Source organism: Pseudonocardia acidicola (assembly GCF_012911935.1).
Classification (GTDB): Bacteria; Actinomycetota; Actinomycetes; order Mycobacteriales; family Pseudonocardiaceae; genus Pseudonocardia; species Pseudonocardia acidicola.
The window spans coordinates 1-16,310 of sequence record NZ_JAAXLA010000073.1 but is presented as its reverse complement, the minus strand read 5'-3'; the positions used below and the strand labels follow the sequence as shown (position 1 = coordinate 16,310).

14 protein-coding genes are annotated in these 16,310 nt (G+C 74.1%); 11 read left to right on the top strand and 3 right to left on the bottom strand.

The features are described from left to right. Positions 1–57 precede the first annotated feature (57 nt). From leuC to HF526_RS27820, 3 genes are all read left to right on the top strand, one after another. Positions 58–1,470 carry a 3-isopropylmalate dehydratase large subunit gene (leuC, locus tag HF526_RS27830; protein WP_338051803.1) on the top strand — a complete coding sequence of 471 codons (1,413 nt, stop codon included), beginning with the start codon at positions 58–60 and terminating at the stop codon, positions 1,468–1,470. Further along, positions 1,470–2,066: a 3-isopropylmalate dehydratase small subunit gene (leuD, locus tag HF526_RS27825; protein WP_169384547.1), complete on the top strand. Its 597-nt coding sequence runs from the start codon at positions 1,470–1,472 to the stop codon at positions 2,064–2,066. The genes leuC and leuD overlap by 1 nt, the downstream gene beginning before the upstream one ends. Positions 2,067–2,209: 143 nt before the next feature. Beyond that, a complete protein-coding gene (locus HF526_RS27820; protein WP_169384546.1) occupies positions 2,210–2,758 on the top strand; it encodes an HU family DNA-binding protein in 549 nt (182 codons plus the stop codon). A gap of 110 nt (positions 2,759–2,868) precedes the next feature. On the opposite strand, the gene HF526_RS27815 is transcribed toward HF526_RS27820, so the two are convergent. The 3 genes from HF526_RS27815 to cofC form a co-directional block, all read right to left on the bottom strand. Beyond that, positions 2,869–3,804 carry an NUDIX domain-containing protein gene (locus HF526_RS27815; RefSeq protein ID WP_169384545.1) on the bottom strand — a complete coding sequence of 312 codons (936 nt, stop codon included), beginning with the start codon at positions 3,802–3,804 and terminating at the stop codon, positions 2,869–2,871. A 10-nt stretch (positions 3,805–3,814) separates the two neighbouring features. Next, the gene (locus tag HF526_RS27810; RefSeq protein WP_169384562.1) at positions 3,815–6,181 is read right to left on the bottom strand and encodes an RNA degradosome polyphosphate kinase; all 2,367 of its coding nucleotides are present in this window, start codon (positions 6,179–6,181) and stop codon (positions 3,815–3,817) included. A 247-nt stretch (positions 6,182–6,428) separates the two neighbouring features. After that, complete coding sequence (cofC, locus tag HF526_RS27805; RefSeq protein WP_338051802.1) at positions 6,429–7,169, bottom strand: 2-phospho-L-lactate guanylyltransferase; 741 nt, start codon at positions 7,167–7,169, stop codon at positions 6,429–6,431. A gap of 137 nt (positions 7,170–7,306) precedes the next feature. On the opposite strand from cofC, the gene HF526_RS27800 reads away from it, so the two are divergent. From HF526_RS27800 to HF526_RS27765, 8 genes are all read left to right on the top strand, one after another. Then, positions 7,307–8,014, top strand: coding sequence for a 1-acyl-sn-glycerol-3-phosphate acyltransferase (locus tag HF526_RS27800; protein WP_169384544.1), 708 nt, complete (start codon positions 7,307–7,309; stop codon positions 8,012–8,014). Positions 8,015–8,045: 31 nt separating this feature from the next. Continuing rightward, the gene (locus HF526_RS27795; protein WP_169384543.1) at positions 8,046–9,062 is read left to right on the top strand and encodes an NAD(P)H-dependent glycerol-3-phosphate dehydrogenase; all 1,017 of its coding nucleotides are present in this window, start codon (positions 8,046–8,048) and stop codon (positions 9,060–9,062) included. A 78-nt stretch (positions 9,063–9,140) separates the two neighbouring features. Next, positions 9,141–10,262, top strand: a complete 1,122-nt coding sequence (locus HF526_RS27790) for a cystathionine gamma-lyase (protein ID WP_169384542.1) — start codon at positions 9,141–9,143, stop codon at positions 10,260–10,262. Positions 10,263–10,493: 231 nt separating this feature from the next. Next, positions 10,494–10,982 (top strand): HNH endonuclease, encoded by a 489-nt coding sequence (locus HF526_RS27785; protein WP_420821663.1) that lies wholly within the window; start codon positions 10,494–10,496, stop codon positions 10,980–10,982. 197 nt (positions 10,983–11,179) lie between these two features. Continuing rightward, positions 11,180–12,151, top strand: a complete 972-nt coding sequence (locus HF526_RS27780) for a glycoside hydrolase family 18 protein (protein WP_169384540.1) — start codon at positions 11,180–11,182, stop codon at positions 12,149–12,151. 35 nt (positions 12,152–12,186) lie between these two features. Next, positions 12,187–12,882, top strand: coding sequence for a hypothetical protein (locus tag HF526_RS27775; protein ID WP_169384539.1), 696 nt, complete (start codon positions 12,187–12,189; stop codon positions 12,880–12,882). After that, positions 12,882–15,068 carry a bifunctional polysaccharide deacetylase/glycosyltransferase family 2 protein gene (locus HF526_RS27770; protein ID WP_169384538.1) on the top strand — a complete coding sequence of 729 codons (2,187 nt, stop codon included), beginning with the start codon at positions 12,882–12,884 and terminating at the stop codon, positions 15,066–15,068. Before HF526_RS27775 ends, HF526_RS27770 begins: the two co-directional genes overlap by 1 nt. Before the next feature lie 278 nt (positions 15,069–15,346). Next, positions 15,347–16,310: lytic transglycosylase domain-containing protein (locus HF526_RS27765; protein ID WP_338051801.1), on the top strand; the 964-nt coding region annotated here is incomplete at its 3' end.

The following is a 16,310-nucleotide window of genomic DNA, read 5'->3' as shown; positions in this document are numbered from 1 at the left end:
TCCACCACCACGCGGGGCGCGAGCGGACGTGCTCGATATTTCATGAGGGAGGCAGCGGTGGGACGCACGCTGGCCGAGAAGGTCTGGGACAACCACCTGGTCCGCCAGGGCGAGGGCAACGAGCCGGATCTGCTCTACATCGACCTGCACCTGGTGCACGAGGTCACCAGCCCGCAGGCCTTCGACGGGCTGCGGCTCGCCGGCCGGCAGGTGCGCCGGCCCGATCTCACGCTCGCGACCGAGGACCACAACGTCCCGACCGCCGACGTCGAGCTGCCGATCGCCGACCCGGTGTCGCGCACCCAGGTGGAGACGCTGCGCCGCAACTGTGCGGAGTTCGGCGTCCCGCTCTACCCGATGAACCACGCCGAGCAGGGCATCGTGCACGTCGTCGGCCCGCAGCTGGGGCTCACCCAGCCCGGCCTGACCGTCGTCTGCGGTGACAGCCACACCTCCACCCACGGCGCGTTCGGCGCGCTGGCCTTGGGTATCGGCACCTCCGAGGTCGAGCACGTGCTGGCCACGCAGACGCTGCCGCTCAAGCGGTTCAAGACGATGGCGATCAACGTCAACAGCGCCGACGGGACGCTGCGCCCGGGCGTCACGAGCAAGGACGTGGTGCTCGCGATGATCGCCCAGATCGGCACCGGCGGCGGCCAGGGCTACGTCCTGGAGTACCGCGGCAACGTCATCGAGAACCTCTCGATGGAGGCCCGGATGACGGTCTGCAACATGTCGATCGAGGCGGGCGCCCGGGCGGGCATGATCGCCCCCGACGAGACGACCTTCGCCTATCTGAAGGGGCGTGACCACGCCCCGAAGGGCGCGGAGTGGGACGAGGCCGTGGCGGCCTGGCGGGAGCTGCGCACCGACGACGACGCGGTCTTCGACGCCGAGGTCACCATCGACGCCGACGCACTGACCCCGTTCGTCACCTGGGGCACCAACCCCGGCCAGGGGCTACCGCTGGGCGAGCGGGTCCCGGACCCGGCCCGCATCGCGGACGAGAACGAGCGGCTCGCCGCCGAGAAGGCGCTGACCTACATGGGCCTGGAGGCAGGCACGCCGCTGCGCGAGGTCGCGGTGGACACCGTGTTCGTCGGGTCCTGCACGAACGGCCGGATCGAGGACCTGCGGGCCGCCGCGAACGTCCTCACCGGCCGCACGGTGGCCGACGGGGTGCGGATGCTCGTGGTGCCGGGCTCGATGCGGGTGCGCTTCCAGGCCGAGGAGGAGGGTCTGGACAAGATCTTCACCGACGCCGGTGCGGAGTGGCGCTCGGCGGGCTGCTCGATGTGCCTGGGTATGAACCCCGACCAGCTGGCGCCCGGGGAGCGCAGCGCGTCGACGTCGAACCGGAACTTCGAGGGCCGGCAGGGCAAGGGCGGCCGGACCCACCTCGTCTCCCCGCTCGTCGCGGCCGCGACGGCCGTCCGCGGCACTCTCTCGTCTCCGGAGGACCTGGACTGATGGAACCGTTCAGCACCCACACCGGAATCGGCGTTCCGTTGCGCCGGTCCAACGTGGACACCGACCAGATCATCCCGGCGGTCTACCTGAAGCGGGTCACCCGCACCGGGTTCGAGGACGGGCTGTTCTCCGCCTGGCGCCAGGACGAGAACTTCATCCTCAACGTCGAGCCGTTCTCCCGCGGCAGCGTCCTGGTGGCCGGCCCCGACTTCGGCACCGGGTCCTCCCGCGAGCATGCCGTCTGGGCGCTGATGGACTACGGCTTCCGGGTGGTCATCGCCTCCCGGTTCGCCGACATCTTCCGCGGCAACTCCAGCAAGCAGGGCCTGGTGGCGGCGCAGGTCGCGCAGCCCGACGTCGAGCTGCTGTGGAAGCTGCTGGAGAACGAGCCGGGCACCGAGGTGACGGTCGACCTGAACGAGAAGACCGTGCAGGCCAAGGACCTCACGTTCCCGTTCGAGATCGACGACTACACCCGCTGGCGGCTGCTGGAGGGCCTCGACGACATCGGGCTCACCCTGCGGCACGCCGACGACGTGGCGGCGTACGAGGCGGCTCGGCCGTCCCGCCTGCCGACCACTGCCCCAATCGGCTGACCCGGCGGGCATTCTACGGCCCGCGATGTTTCGCCACATCCATTGCGGCCCAACGACCACGAGGGTGAAAACGTTGGGCCGCAATGGATGTATCGGGTGTGCCATCTGGCGCAATGCGGTGTACACACTCTACGGTCGCGCGCATGAACAAGACCCAGCTCGTGGACGCGCTCGCGTCACGCATCGGCGACCGGCGCACCGCGGCGACCGCGGTCGACGGAATGCTCGAGATCATTGTGGACACCGTCGGCTCCGGCGGCTCGGTTTCGCTGACCGGGTTCGGGGTGTTCGAGGCCCGGGCCCGGGCGCCCCGGGTGGCGCGCAATCCGCGCACCGGTGAGACCGTCCAGGTGCCCGCGACCGTCGTCCCGGCCTTCCGGCCCGGCACCGGCTTCAAGTCCTCGGTGGGGGACAACGGGTCTGCGGCCGCCGCGGCCCGCCCCGCTCCGGCCCGCCGCCCCCGGCGGGCGGCCGCGGTGCCCGCAGAGACGGCGTCGGAGGCCGTGCCGTCCCCGGAGCCGAAGCCGGTGAGGAGCCCCCGGGCAGCCAAGGGAGCGGCCAAGGCATCGGGCTCCTTCACGACGGAGGGCGCGGCGGCCACGAAGCCGGCCAAGGGCAAGGCGGCGGCTGTGAAGGCGGAGAAGGCGGACAAGGCGAAGCCCGCCAAGAAGCCCGCCAAGGGCAAGAAGTAGCGGTTTCGATCGCCGGCCCGGCGCGAACGCATCGGTGCGCGCCGGACCGGCGACTCGCGCACCCGAACAGGGCGACTCGCGCGCCGAAATGGGGCGACTCGCGGGGTGGGTCAGCCGGTGGGGTCTCGGTAGTAGTCGGCGAACAGCAGCCTGTCGTCGCGCCGGCCCAGCACCCAGGTGCTCGCCTTGCGGGAGGGGGCCACGCCGCCGTCCCGCGGCTCCAGGACCAGCCCGGATTCCTCGGCCAGCTCCTCGACGACGTCCGGGATCACCCCACCCTGGCTGCACAGCACCGTGACCCCGGGCTGTGCCAGCAGTTCACGCATCCGGGCCAGCCCGGCGTCCGGGCCCTGCGAGTAGCCGTCCTCGCCGAGTAGCGGTTCGGCGACGATGTCGGCACCGAGCACGATGGCCAGCGGCTCGACGGTCTGCAGGCAGCGCATCGGGGTGGCCGCGTGCAACCGGTCCGGCCCGAACGGCGCCAGCAGCCCGACCAGTTGCTCGGCCTGCGCCTTGCCCGCCGCGGACAGCGGGCGCGCGCCGTCCTCCCCGGTCCAGTCCCTGCGGCTGCCGGCCTTGGCGTGCCGCACCAGCAGCAGGGTCGACTCGGGCACCGGGTGCGCGGCGAACCGGTCGAGCACCTCGCGGTCGCGGTCGTAGCTGAGCGTCCGGACGGCCTCGGCGGGGGAGACCCAGCGCAGCTCGTCGGTCTCGTGGTTCGGGGTGAACCCGGGGCCGCCCGGCTGCACCTGCGCCGACCAGTACCGGACCAGCTTGCGGCCCTCGGGGACGTCGTAGCGGACGTCGCCGAGGCGCTCACCCAGCCGGGAGCGGAACCCGGTCTCCTCCTCGACCTCGCGCACGGCCGCCTCGGCGAGCGACTCCCCGCGGTCGAGCTTGCCCTTGGGCAGCGACCAGTCGTCGTAGCGGGGCCGGTGCACGAGCGCGACCTCGACATCGCGGCTGTCGCGGCCGTCGGCCCCGGGCCGGGGCCGCCACAGCACCGCCCCGGCGGCGAGCACGTCGGCGTCCGGGTCGGTCACCACGTCCTGCGGCTCATTCGGCGTCGGTGGAGACGGTCGAGTGCCGGCGCATCATCTCCACCTGGTGGTCGCGCACCCGCTCCACACCGGTTCCCGGCGACGGCGACGGTTCCCAGGTGCCGTCGGCCCGCAGGATCCAGCAGCGGGTGGCCGGGTCCAGACAGGAGTCGATGATGTCACCGAGCTGGGCGGCCAGCTTCGGGTCGGCCACCCGCATCAGCACCTCGACCCGGCGGTCGAGGTTGCGGTGCATCATGTCCGCGCTGCCGATCCAGTACTCGTCGGCGCCCTTGAAGTGGAACACCCGGGAGTGCTCCAGGAACCGGCCGAGGATGGACCGGACGTGGATGTTCTCCGAGAGCCCCTCGCGCCCGGGCCGCAGCGCGCAGATCCCGCGGACCACGACGTCCACCGGCACCCCGGCCTGCGAGGCCCGGTAGAGCGCGTCGATGACCTGCTCGTCGACCAGCGAGTTGACCTTGATCCGGATGCCGGCGGGCCTGCCCTCGGCGTGCGCCTCGATCTCGTCCTCGATCCGCCGCACGATGCCGCGGCGCACCCCGTAGGGCGCGACGAGCAGGCTGCGGTAGGAGGTCTGCCGGGAGTACCCGGTGAGCGTGTTGAACAGGTCGGTGAGGTCGGCGCCGATGATCGGGTCCGCGGTGAGCACCCCGATGTCCTCGTAGAGCCGCGCGGTCTTGGGGTTGTAGTTGCCGGTGCCGACGTGGCAGTAGCGCCGGATCGTGGAGCCCTCCTGCCGCACCACCAGCGAGGTCTTGCAGTGCGTCTTCAGGCCGACCAGCCCGTAGACGACGTGCACCCCCGCCTTCTCCAGCTCGCGCGCCCACCGGATGTTGGCCTGCTCGTCGAACCGGGCCTTGATCTCGACGAGCGCGACGACCTGCTTGCCGGCCTCGGCCGCGTCGATCAGCGCGTCGACGATGGGGGAGTCCCCCGAGGTCCGGTACAGCGTCTGCTTGATGGCCAGCACGTCCGGATCGGCCGCGGCCTGCTCGATGAACCGCTGCACGCTGGTGGAGAACGAGTCGTAGGGGTGGTGCACCAGGACGTCGCCCTCGCGCAGCGTGGCGAAGATGCTCTTCGGGGTCTCCCGCTCGCCGAACGCCGGGTGGGTGGCCGGCACGAACGGGTTGTCCTTGAGGTCCGGGCGGTCGACGCCGTAGACCTGCCAGAGCGCGGTCAGGTCGAGCAATCCGGGGACGGTGACGACGTCGTGCGGGTCGACGTCGAGCTCGCGCAGCAGCAGTTCGAGCACGTGCTCGCTCATCGTGTCGGTGACCTCGAGGCGCACCGGGGGGCCGAAGCGGCGCCGGGCCAGCTCGCGTTCGAGGGCCTGCAGCAGGTCCTCGTCGCGGTCCTCCTCGACCTCCAGGTCGGCGTTGCGGGTGACCCGGAAGGCGTGCACCTCGGCCACCTCCAAGCCGGTGAACAGCTCCCCGAGGTGGGCGGAGATGAGGTCCTCGATGGGCAGGAAGACGACGCCCGGGTGCTGGCCGTCGGTGGAGGCGTCGGGGGTCACCCGGACCAGCCGCGGCACGTTGTTGGGCACCTTGACCCGGGCGAACCGCTCGGTGCGGCCCTCCGGGTCGCGGACGGTGACGGCCAGGTTGAGCGACAGCCCGGAGATGTAGGGGAACGGGTGCGCCGGGTCCACCGCGAGCGGGGTGAGCACCGGGAACACCTGTTCGGAGAAGTAGTCCGACAGCCGCAGCCGTTGCGCGTCGGACAGGTCGGTCCAGCGCAGGATGCGGATGCCCTCGGCTTCGAGCGCCGGCCGGACGTCGTCGAGGAAGACCCGGGCGTGCGCCTCGGAGACGGCCTGGCTGCGGGCGGCGATGCGGGCCAGCTGCTCGCGCGGGGACAGGCCGTCGGCGCTGCGCACGGCCAGTCCGGTCTCGTCGCGGCGCTTCAGCCCGGCCACCCGGACCATGTAGAACTCGTCGAGGTTGCTGGCGAAGATCGCGAGGAACTTGGCCCGCTCCAGCAGCGGCTGGCTCGGGTCCTCGGCCAGCGCGAGCACCCGGGCGTTGAAGTCCAGCCAGGAGAGCTCGCGGTTGAGGTAGCGGTCGTCGGGAAGGCCCGACGAGACGGCCGCGGTGGTCGGGGCCGGCGGGCGGATCGGGGTGTGACCGGCCGGCGCTGCCGCCGGGACCGCGGCCGCCGGCGGCCGGGTGGCCGGGACGCTGACGTCGGTGGCGGCGCTGGTCGCGGCGCTGCTGGCGGCGCCCTTCTTCGCGGCTGCGGACCGGGACCGGGGGCTCGCCGCGGGCTTGCGCGCGCCGGTGCTCGGCGGCGGGGCGCTCGTGGTGCCCGCCGCCGCGCCGTTCGTACCCGCCACCGGGCGGCTCGCGGCGTGCACCCGGCGGCTGGACGGGCGCGGCGCGCGGCGCGCCGTGCTCTGCGAGCGGGCGGGCCGGGGGGACTCCTTGCGGCCGGAGTCCGCGCTTTCCTCGGAGGACGCGGAATCCGAGGAGCCGGCGGCCGAGCTACTCACGTCGTCACTCACGGCCGCCGATTCTTCCCCACCGGGCGGATCCCCACGTGGGCCCCTCCACCGACATCCGGGTGAACTCTGGGTCACGGAAGGGTCGCGGTCGCCGGACGGGTCACGACGGGTCACTCGGTTGGGCAAATCCGAGTGATTCTCGGCTGGTCACGGCCGGTCTCCGGGGTCGCGGCGCGGCGGCGAGCACCCCCCGGGTGTGCGGGCCGACACCCAGATCGGCTGCCCGGCGCAGGTCCTCTCCGGTGTCCACGTCGCGGCGCAGGCCCGGCCAGTCGCCGGGCAGCCGGTAGGCCCCGGACCGCTCGTGGCGGTGCGCCGATCCGGCACCGAAGTGCGGGTCGAGCGTCGTGCCGGGCGCGCACAGCAGCAACGTGGTGCCCTCGCCGTGGGCGTCGGCGCAGAAGGCGCGGTGCACCGGCCCGGCCGCGAACACCGCGGCGGCCGTCTCGATCGCGGCGTCGAGTTCGGCGGACCGCAGCGCGGGCAGGTCGGCCTGCAGCGCGCCCAGTGCGGTGCCGGGGTCGTGCTCGCGCAACAGCTCCGCGCCACGTTCCAGGGCGGGGTTCAGCCCGCCTCCGGGCCGGTCCGGCGCCACCGGGACGCCCGCGGTGGTGAGCTCGAGGGCCACCGTCGGGTCGGAGGTGATCACCAGCAGCTGCCGGACGCGGCGGGCGGCGCGCACCGCGGCGACGGTGTCCAGGGCGAGCGCGAGGGCCAGCCGGGCGTGCGCTTCGGGGTCGCCGACGCCGTCGTCCGCCGCGCCGCGCAGCCGGGACTTGGCCACGTGCAGCGGCTTGACCGGGATCACCATGTCCACGGTCTCGATCGCGTTGGGACGCACCCCGTCATCGTCGCACTGGGGCCCGGTGGTGGACCGGTGGCGCCCGGCCCGGGAGACTTCCGCCGGAGATCGCGGACCGGTGACGGCGGGGCGGGTGCCCGGCGGCCGGATCCGGCGAGGCGGCGAGGAGGTCGTGGGTGAGGCGTGAGAAGAACGGCTTCTGGGTCGGCTTCGCAGCGGTGTTCTTCTATCCGATCGGGTTTCTCACCGGGCGCATCCGGTACGAGGGCCGCGACCGCCTGCCCGCGCGGGGTGGCGCGCTGATCGTGGCCAACCACATCTCGTACCTCGACCCGGTGCACACCGCGTTGTGGGTGCACAGCGCCGGCCGGGTGCCGCGGTTCCTCGCCAAGCACAGCCTGTGGAAGATCCCGGTGCTGGGCCGGATCCTGGTCGGCTCGGGCCAGATCCCGGTCTTCCGCGACTCGGCCGACGCGCAGCAGAGCCTGAGCGCCGGCACCCGGGCGCTGCAGGACGGCAAGATCGTGGTGATCTACCCCGAGGGCACCATCACCCGCGATCCGCAGGGCTGGCCGATGCACGCGCGCACCGGGATGGCACGCCTGGCGCTGACCTCGGACGTGCCGGTCATCCCGGTCGTGCACTGGGGGACCCGCGAGGTCTACGACCACTACAACCGCACGTTCCGGCCGCTGCCGCGCAGGACGATCACGGTGCGCTCCGGCGAGCCGGTCGACCTGTCGTCCTACCGCGGCAAGCCGATCGACGCGACCCTCCTGCGTGAGGTGACCGACCTGGTGATGGGGCGGGTCCGTGACCTGCTCGCCGAGGTCCGCGGTGAGCAGGCGCCCACCGAGTTCTACCGCCGCGGGAACGGGTCGTGAGCGCACGGGACGGGCTGGTCGGGGGCGAGTCATGAGCACAGTGCAGGAGGTGCGCCGCGTCGCGGTCCTCGGCGCCGGGTCGTGGGGGACCGCGTTCGCGAAGGTGATGGCCGACGCCGGCCGCGAGGTCGTGGTGTGGGCGCGCCGCCCGGCGATCGCCGCGTCGATCAACGATGAGCGGGCCAATCCGGACTACCTGCCCGGCATCGTGCTGCCGAGGTTGCTGTCGGCGTCGACGAACGCGGCGTCGGTGCTCGAGGGCGCGGACGCGGTGGTGCTCGCGGTGCCGTCGCAGACCTTGCGGTCGAACCTGCAGGTCTGGCGGGAGCTGCTGCCGGCCGGGCGGACGCTGATCAGCCTGGCCAAGGGCGTCGAGTTGCACACGCTCAAGCGGATGAGCGAGGTGATCGTCGACGTGGCCGGGGTCCCGGCGGATCGGGTGGCGGTGGTGTCCGGGCCGAACCTGGCCCGCGAGATCGCCGCCGAGGAGCCGACGGCCACGGTGATCGCCTGCGCCGACCACGACCGCGCCGTCGCGCTGCAGAACGCGTGCACGACCGGCTATTTCCGCTCCTACACCAACACCGACGTGATCGGCTGCGAGCTGGGCGGGGCCGGCAAGAACGTCATCGCGCTGGCCGTGGGGATCGCCGCCGGGATGGGGCTGGGCGACAACAGCCGGGCGTCGGTGATCACCCGTGGGCTGGCCGAGATCAGCAGGCTGGGAGCCGCGCTCGGGGCCGACCCGCTGACCTTCGCCGGGCTGGCGGGGCTGGGTGACCTGGTGGCGACGTGCTCGTCGCCGCTGTCGCGCAACCGGTCCTTCGGCGAGCGGCTCGGCCGCGGCGAGAGCCTGGCGCAGGCCGAGGCGGCGAACCACGGCCAGATCGCCGAGGGTGTGAAGTCGTGCGTGTCGATCTGCGAGCTGGGCGCCCGGCACGGCGTCGAGCTGCCGATCGCGGACGCGGTGCGCCGGGTCTGCCACGAGGGGCTGTCCGCGGCGGCCATGGCCAAGGAGCTGATCAGCCGGACACCGAAGCCGGAATAGCTCGTGCGCGGTAATCGTCGCTATGGCGACCATTACCGCGCACGAGCCGAGCGCAGCGAGGCCGTTAGGGTGCCCGCCGTGACGGGGGACGGGACGCGCTGTGTGCACGCCGGGCACGAGCCGGCCCGTGACGCGGAGATCGGTGCGCCGCTGCACGCCGGTCCGGTGCTGTCCTCGACGTTCCACCTCGGCCTGCCCGGGGACCCGACGCCGGCCGACTTCTACGGCCGCGCGGACAACCCGACCTGGCGCGCGCTGGAGTCGGCGGTCGGTGAGCTCGACGGCGGCGAATGCGTGCTGTTCGGCTCGGGGATGGCGGCGGTGGCCGCGGTGCTGCGGCTGGCGGCCCGGCCGGGCGCGGCGGTGGTGCTGCCCGCCGACGGCTACTACCTGGCCCGGGTGCTGGCCGACGAGGAACTCGCCCCGCTCGGGGTGGAGGTGCGTGCGGTGCCGACGGCCGGGGGGTGGCCGGAGGGCGTCCTGGAGGGCGCTGCGCTGGTGCTGGTGGAGACCCCGTCGAACCCGGGGCTCGAGGTCTGCGACATCGCCGCGCTCGCCGAGCGGGCGCACGCCGCCGGGGCGTTGCTGGCCGTCGACAACACCACTGCGACCCCGCTGGGGCAGCGGCCGTTGGAACTCGGCGCCGACCTCGTCGTCGCCAGCGATTCCAAGGCGCTCGCCGGGCACGGGGACCTGGTCCTCGGGCACGTGAGCAGCGCCGACCCGGTGCTGGTCGGGCGGTTGCGGGCGGCCCGGGCGCGGGGCGGGGCGGTGCCGGGCCCGATGGAGGTGTGGCTGGCCCACCGCGGGCTGGGCACGCTGGACCTGCGGCTGGAGCGCCAGGCCGCGAACGCCCGCGCGCTGGCCCTCGCGCTGCGCGAGCACGGGTGCGTGACCGACGTCCGCTGGCCCGGGCTGGCCGACGACCCCGCGCACGCGGTCGCGTCCCGGCAGATGCGCCGCTGGAACGGCGTCCTGCGGTTCACGCTGGCCTCGGCCGACGCGGTGGCGGAGTTCCTGGCCGCGTCCCGGCTCATCGCCTCGGCGACGAGCTTCGGTGGCCTGCGCACGACCGCGGACCGGCGGGAACGCTGGGGCGACGCCGTCGCGCCCGGGCTGGTGCGGCTGTCGGCAGGCTGTGAGGACACCGCCGACCTGGTCGCCGACGTGCTGGCGGCCCTCGACGCGGTCGGCCGCTGAGCCGGCCGCACCGCCGGCTCGCTCGGCGCCGCCGGGCGTCCACCTGAGCGACACGCTCCCTATCACGCGTGCGTAACCCGGTCGCCGTATGGTCGACTGTGCCCAACTGGCGGAGGTGGTCGCGTGCCTTATCGACAACCCGACCCCAGCGGTGCTGACCTCGATCCAGGGGAGGCGCCGGGGGCTGCGTCGCACCTGGGCGCGGTCCCGACGGGGTCCAGGGTCCTGCTGTTGAATGCCAGCTTCGAGCCGCTCGCGGTGGTCACGGCCAAGCGCGCGATCGTGCTGATGCTCAGCGGAAAGGCGGAGTGTGTGCAGGCCGCGCTGGAGGGCGCGGCGTTCCGCTCCGAGAATCTGTCGATTCCGGCACCGTCGGTCATGCGGCTGTCGCGGTACGTGCGGGTGCCCTACCGCCGCGCCGTGCCGATGACCCGCGCCGGCGTGTTGCGCCGCGACGGGCGGCGGTGCGCCTATTGCGGCAAACGCGCCGACACGATCGATCACGTGGTGCCGCGCAGTCGCGGGGGCACGCACACCTGGGAGAACTGCGTCGCCGCGTGCCGGGCGTGCAACTCGCGCAAGGCCGACCGGCTGATCGAGGAGCTCGGCTGGACCCTGGAGGTGGCCCCGGCCCCGCCGAGCCGCTCGGCCGGGGGTGTGCTGGTGCTCGCGGTGGAGCCGCTGCCCGCGTGGGAGCCCTGGTTGTCGGCGGCGGCGTAGCGACCCGGTTCGCGGTCCCGCCCGGCCCCGCAGATGCGGGGTCGACGCCCTTTTGGTTGCCGATGTAACGACTCCAGTCATTCGTCCGAATTGACGCGTGGTGACTGAGCGTGCGCTTGCATTGCGTCGACTGCTCGAACGACTGATGTGCTCACGTCTGTTGCCGTCCCTCGTTCGGCGGAAGGCATGACGTGAGGATGCGCTCCATCGCAGCACCGGCCATGGTTGTCGTGGCCCTGCTCGTCTCCGCGTGCTCGCCGGCCGCGGACGTCGCGCCGACCGTCGCCGAGGCCGGGTCGCCGACCCGTTTCGCGCCCTACGTCGACGCGTCGGTGTCACCGCCGGTGCTGGTCGACATGGCCGACGCCACCGGTGTGCACGATGTCGTCCTCGCGTTCGCGCTGGCCACCGGCGGCCGGTGCGAGCCGTCGTGGGCCGGCGTCCGGCCGTTGACGGACCCGGCGCTGCTGGCGCAGGTCGGCGAGCTGCGCGCCCGTGGCGGGCAGCCGACCGTGGCCACCGGCGGCGCCAGCGGGCCCTACCTGGAGAACGCCTGCGGCTCGCCGGCGGAGCTGGCACGGGCCTACGCCTCGGCGCTGGACGCCGTCGGCGGCAACCGGCTCGACGTCGACGTCGAGGCCGATGTCCCGGCCGCCACGGTCGTCGACGCGCTGACCCGGCTGCAGCGCGAGCGCGGCACGGCGGTGACGCTGACGTTGCGCGTGCAGGGGCAGGACCAGGGACTCGAGCCGGCGGCGCTGGCCCTGGTGCGGCGGGCGGCCGAGTCCGGGCTCCGGTTCACCGTGAACCCGATGGTCATGAACTTCGCCCATCGCGGCGACTGGGCCGCCGCGATGGTGGCGACGCTGGACGCGGTCTCCGCGCAGCTGCACGGGGTGTGGCCGGACGCGACCGGCGCGGAGATCGCCGGGCGGACCGGGATGACCCTGATGATCGGCCGGACCGACCTCGGCGCGGTCACCACCCTCGCCGACGCCGCCACGGTCGCCGGCGCTGCCCGCTCCCGTGGCCTGGCCTCCATCGGGTTCTGGTCCGTGGGCCGCGACAACGGCGGCTGCCCGGGGCGCGCCACCGCCGCGTTCGACTGCAGCGGGATCGAGCAGTCCCGCTTCGCCTTCACCGAGATCTTCCGGGACGCCGCGGCGTGACCGGATTCCTGCCCGAACCGGGGGAGAGAACGAGAATGAACACCGACAGCGGCATGGTCGAACGCGGGCCGATCTTCGTCGACGGCACCGGTCGCCGCGGCCGGCGGATGAAACGCGCCGCCTACGTCGTCACGGCCGCGAGCGCGACCTGCCTCACCCTGGTCGGGGTGAGCCTGGCGGCGGCGACCCAGCGCACGCCCATGGTCGAGCTGCCGTTGCCCGAGGCGCAGAACCCGGCGGTGGACGCGCCGGCCCCGGACGCCGGCCAGGCCGACCTCGCCGCCCCGGTGCTGGGCCGTGCCGCCCCGCCCCGCCCGGCGGCGCACAGCGGCGGCCGGGCGGTTCCGCAGCTGGCCGCCGCGCTCGGCCCGCTCCCGCCGGTGGCGGACGCGCGGGCCATCACCGCCGCCGCGCTGGCTCCGGTGGTCGCGGCCCCGGTGACCGCGGCCCCCGTCGCCGTGACCCCGGTGCCGCCGCCGGCCGTCCCGGTCACGCCCCCGCCGCCGGGTCCGGTGACCCCGCCGCCGTCGCAGCCGGTGCCGCCGCCGGGTCCGGTGACCCCGCCGCCGGGTCCGGTCACGCCGCCGCCGGACCCGGAGACCCCGCCGGTCGACCCCGGGAACTCCGGTGGCGCGGAGGGCGGCGAGAACCCGGGTGACACCGGGGGCGGCGAGCCCACCGGCGTCCCGGAGCCGACGGCCGGCCCGGCCCCCGCGGCGAGCCTCGCGTGATGACCCGGTCCCGTCTCGTCCGGGCCCGGGTGCGCGCGGGCCGCCTCTCGCGGCCCAGCTGGATCGTCCTGGCCGTCGCGGTGGCCATGCTCGGCTCCGTGCTGGCGATCAACGGTGTGGTCACCGCGCAGAGCGATCGGGACCTGCGGGGCGTCGCGGGCAGCGGCGCGTTCGACCGGGTGCCCGCCGAGGTCCGCGACGGCGGCTCCGTCGTCGACACCACCCGCGAGACGGCGCGCACGCTGACCTACCCGGAGCGGACGATGGCGCTGACGTTCGACGACGGCCCCGATCCGCGGTGGACGCCGGCGATCCTGGAGGTGCTGCGCCGCCACCAGGTCCCGGGCACGTTCTTCGTCCTCGGTTCGATGGCGAGCCAGCACCCGCAACTGCTCCGCGACATCCGTGCCACCGGCTCGGAGATCGGGCTGCACAGCTTCACCCACCCCGACCTGACCGAGGTCTCGGCGCAGCGCCTGGAGCAGGAGCTCACCCAGACCCAGCTCGCCGTCGCCGCGGCGACCGGGGAGATCTCCTACCTGGTCCGCCCACCGTACTCGTCGCAGACCTCGGCCCTGGACAATGACCAGTTCGAGGTCGTCCGCGAGATGGGCGCGCGCGGGTTCGTGACCGCGTTGACCGACGTCGACAGCCGGGACTGGGAGCGCAAGGGCGTCGACTCGATCGTCGCCGCGTCGATCCCGCAGAACGGGGCCGGTGGGGCGCTGCTGCTGCACGACGCCGGCGGCGACCGCGCCCAGACCATCGCCGCGCTCGACCGGCTCATCCCGCTGCTCAAGGCCGAGGGCTACCGGTTCACCACGGTGTCGCAGGCCGTCGGGTTGCCGCCGGCCAACCAGCCGGCGTCGGCCTGGGACCGCGCGGCGGGCGGGGTCCTGCTGGTTGCGGTGCTCGGCGCCACCCACGTCGTCGGGTTCATGGAGCTGTGCCTGCTGCTGGTCGGGATCCTGGTGATCCTGCGGCTGCTGATCATGCTCGTGGTCGCCTGGCGGCACGCCCGGCGCGCTCGCGCGGCCGCGGCGGACGAGCCGGGGCCCCGGGTCACCGAGCCGGTCACCGTGGTGGTCCCCGCGTACAACGAGAAGGAGTGCATCGAGGCCACCGTCCGCTCGCTCGCAGCGAGCGACCACCCGGTCGAGATCATCGTGGTGGACGACGGATCGACCGACGGCACGGCGGACATCGTGGAGGGCCTGCGGATCCCCGGGGTGCGGCTGATCCGCCAGCCCAACGGCGGAAAGCCGTCGGCGCTGAACGCGGGCATCCGGGCGGCGAGCCACGACCTGATCGTGATGCTGGACGGCGACACCGTGTTCGAGCCGGGTACCGTCCGGCGCCTCGTGCAGCCGTTCGCCCGGCCCGGGGTCGGCGCTGTCGCCGGCAACGCGAAGGTGGCCAACCGCACGAGCCTGGTCGCCCGCTGGCAGCACATCGAGTACGTGATCGGCTTCAACCTCGACCGCCGTGTCTACGACGTGTGGCGCTGCATGGCCACCGTGCCCGGTGCGATCGGAGCGTTCCGGCGGCGCGCCCTGCTGGAGGTCGGCGGGGTCAGCGACGACACCCTCGCCGAGGACACCGATCTCACGATGGCGCTGTGCCGGGCGGGGTGGCGGGTGGTCTACGAGGAGCGGGCCCGGGCCTGGACCGAGGCGCCGGCGACGCTCGGCCAGCTGTGGCGGCAGCGGTACCGGTGGAGCTACGGGACCATGCAGTCGATGTGGAAGCACCGCGCCGCGGTCGTGCAGCGCGGGCCGTCGGGCCGCTTCGGCCGGGTCGGGCTGCTCACCATCGCGGTCTTCCAGGTCGTGCTGCCGCTGCTCGCGCCGCTGGTGGACATCTTCCTGCTCTACGGGTTGTTCTTCCTGGACCCGGTCGTGACGGCGGTGGCGTGGCTGGGCGTGCTGGCGATCCAGCTCGTCGGAGCGGCCTTCGCGTTCCGGCTGGAGCGGGAGAAGCTCGGCGTCCTGTGGCTGCTGCCGTTGCAGCAGCTGGTCTACCGGCAGCTGATGTACGCCGTCCTGATCCAGTCGATCGCGACGGCGCTCACCGGGATCCGGCTGAAGTGGCAGAAGCTGCGACGGGTCGGCGAGTTCGGCGGTGTTCCCGTCGCCGGGCTCGGGGCTCCGCCGGCGGAGCCGGTGACGGAGGGTTCTCACCGGTAGACGTCGAGACGGCCCACCCCGAAGGGTGGGCCGTCTACGTACCGACCGGGGCGGTGGTCCGGTCAGTACGTTCCGCCACCGTTGAAACGGCGCGGACGGTGATGAGCCCGACATCTGCTGCTTCGGTGCCGCGTACCCGTGTGTTAGCACCGGACAACCGACATACCGAAAACTGACGAAGACCCGCGTGCGATGCGCCCCGCGACCCCCGATTTGGGGGTCCGAGCGGCTTCCTCGTGGGGGTTCGCCCGGCGCGTCCGCTTGCCAGGCTGGCGTGCGTGACAGGAACGGGACGCACCGGACGGGTGCTCTGGGCGGTGCGTGCGGCGGCCCTGCTGGCGATCGTGCTCGCGACGGCAGCGACCGAGGGCGGCCGGGAGGCTGCGATCACGCAGGTGGGGGCCGCATCCCCCGCGACGACGGATCCGGCGCAGGCGTTCATCGGCCCGGTCCTGGCGCCCGCCCCGCCGCCTGCCGCCGCCGCGCCTGCCGCCGCCGCGCCTGCCGCCGCCGCGGCCCCGGTCGTGCTCCCGGCCGTGGCGCCGCAGCCGGCGGCCGCCGCCCCGGCGGCGCCCCCGGCCGCCGTGGACGGGACGGGGATCCCGGGTGCGGCGCTCGCGGCCTACCGGAGCGCCGAGCAGCGGCTGGCCGGGTCGACGCCGCCGTGCCGGGTGTCGTGGACGTTGCTGGCCGGGGTCGGCCGGGTGGAGTCCGGGCACGCTTCGGGTGGCCGGGTGGACGCGTCCGGGAACACCCGCGGGCCGATCCTCGGCCCGCGGCTGGACGGCGCACCGGGCGTGGCCGCGATCGCCGACACCGACGGCGGCGCGCTGGACGGCGACACCGTGTGGGACCGGGCCGTCGGGCCGATGCAGTTCATCCCCTCGACCTGGCGGGCCTACGCCGTCGACGGCAACGGTGACGGGGTCGCGTCCCCGCACAACATCTTCGACGCGTCGCTGACCGCCGGCCGCTACCTGTGCGCGGGCGGTGCCGACCTCTCCACGCCGGCCGGGCAGCGCGCGGCGCTGCTGCGCTACAACCGGTCGGACGCCTACGCGAGCCTCGTGCTGCGGTGGGCGCAGGCCTACGGCAGTGGGGTCGCGGTGCTGCCGTCGGCGCCCGGCGCGGTTCCGGCCACGCCGCCGACGCCGCCGGAGCAGGTCCCGGCTCCGGCCCCGGTGCAGGCGCCGGCCCCGCCCGCGCCCGTGCCGGCCGCCGCTGCGGCGCCCGTGCCGGCTC

Bases quoted from the DNA above. Each gene is read 5' to 3' on its own strand.
- leuD (WP_169384547.1), top strand. From the start codon at position 1,470: ATGGAACCGTTCAGCACCCACACCGGAATCGGCGTTCCGTTGCGCCGG.
- HF526_RS27820 (WP_169384546.1), top strand. From the start codon at position 2,210: ATGAACAAGACCCAGCTCGTGGACGCGCTCGCGTCACGCATCGGCGAC.
- HF526_RS27795 (WP_169384543.1), top strand. From the start codon at position 8,046: ATGAGCACAGTGCAGGAGGTGCGCCGCGTCGCGGTCCTCGGCGCCGGG.
- HF526_RS27780 (WP_169384540.1), top strand. From the start codon at position 11,180: ATGCGCTCCATCGCAGCACCGGCCATGGTTGTCGTGGCCCTGCTCGTC.
- HF526_RS27775 (WP_169384539.1), top strand. From the start codon at position 12,187: ATGAACACCGACAGCGGCATGGTCGAACGCGGGCCGATCTTCGTCGAC.
- HF526_RS27770 (WP_169384538.1), top strand. From the start codon at position 12,882: ATGACCCGGTCCCGTCTCGTCCGGGCCCGGGTGCGCGCGGGCCGCCTC.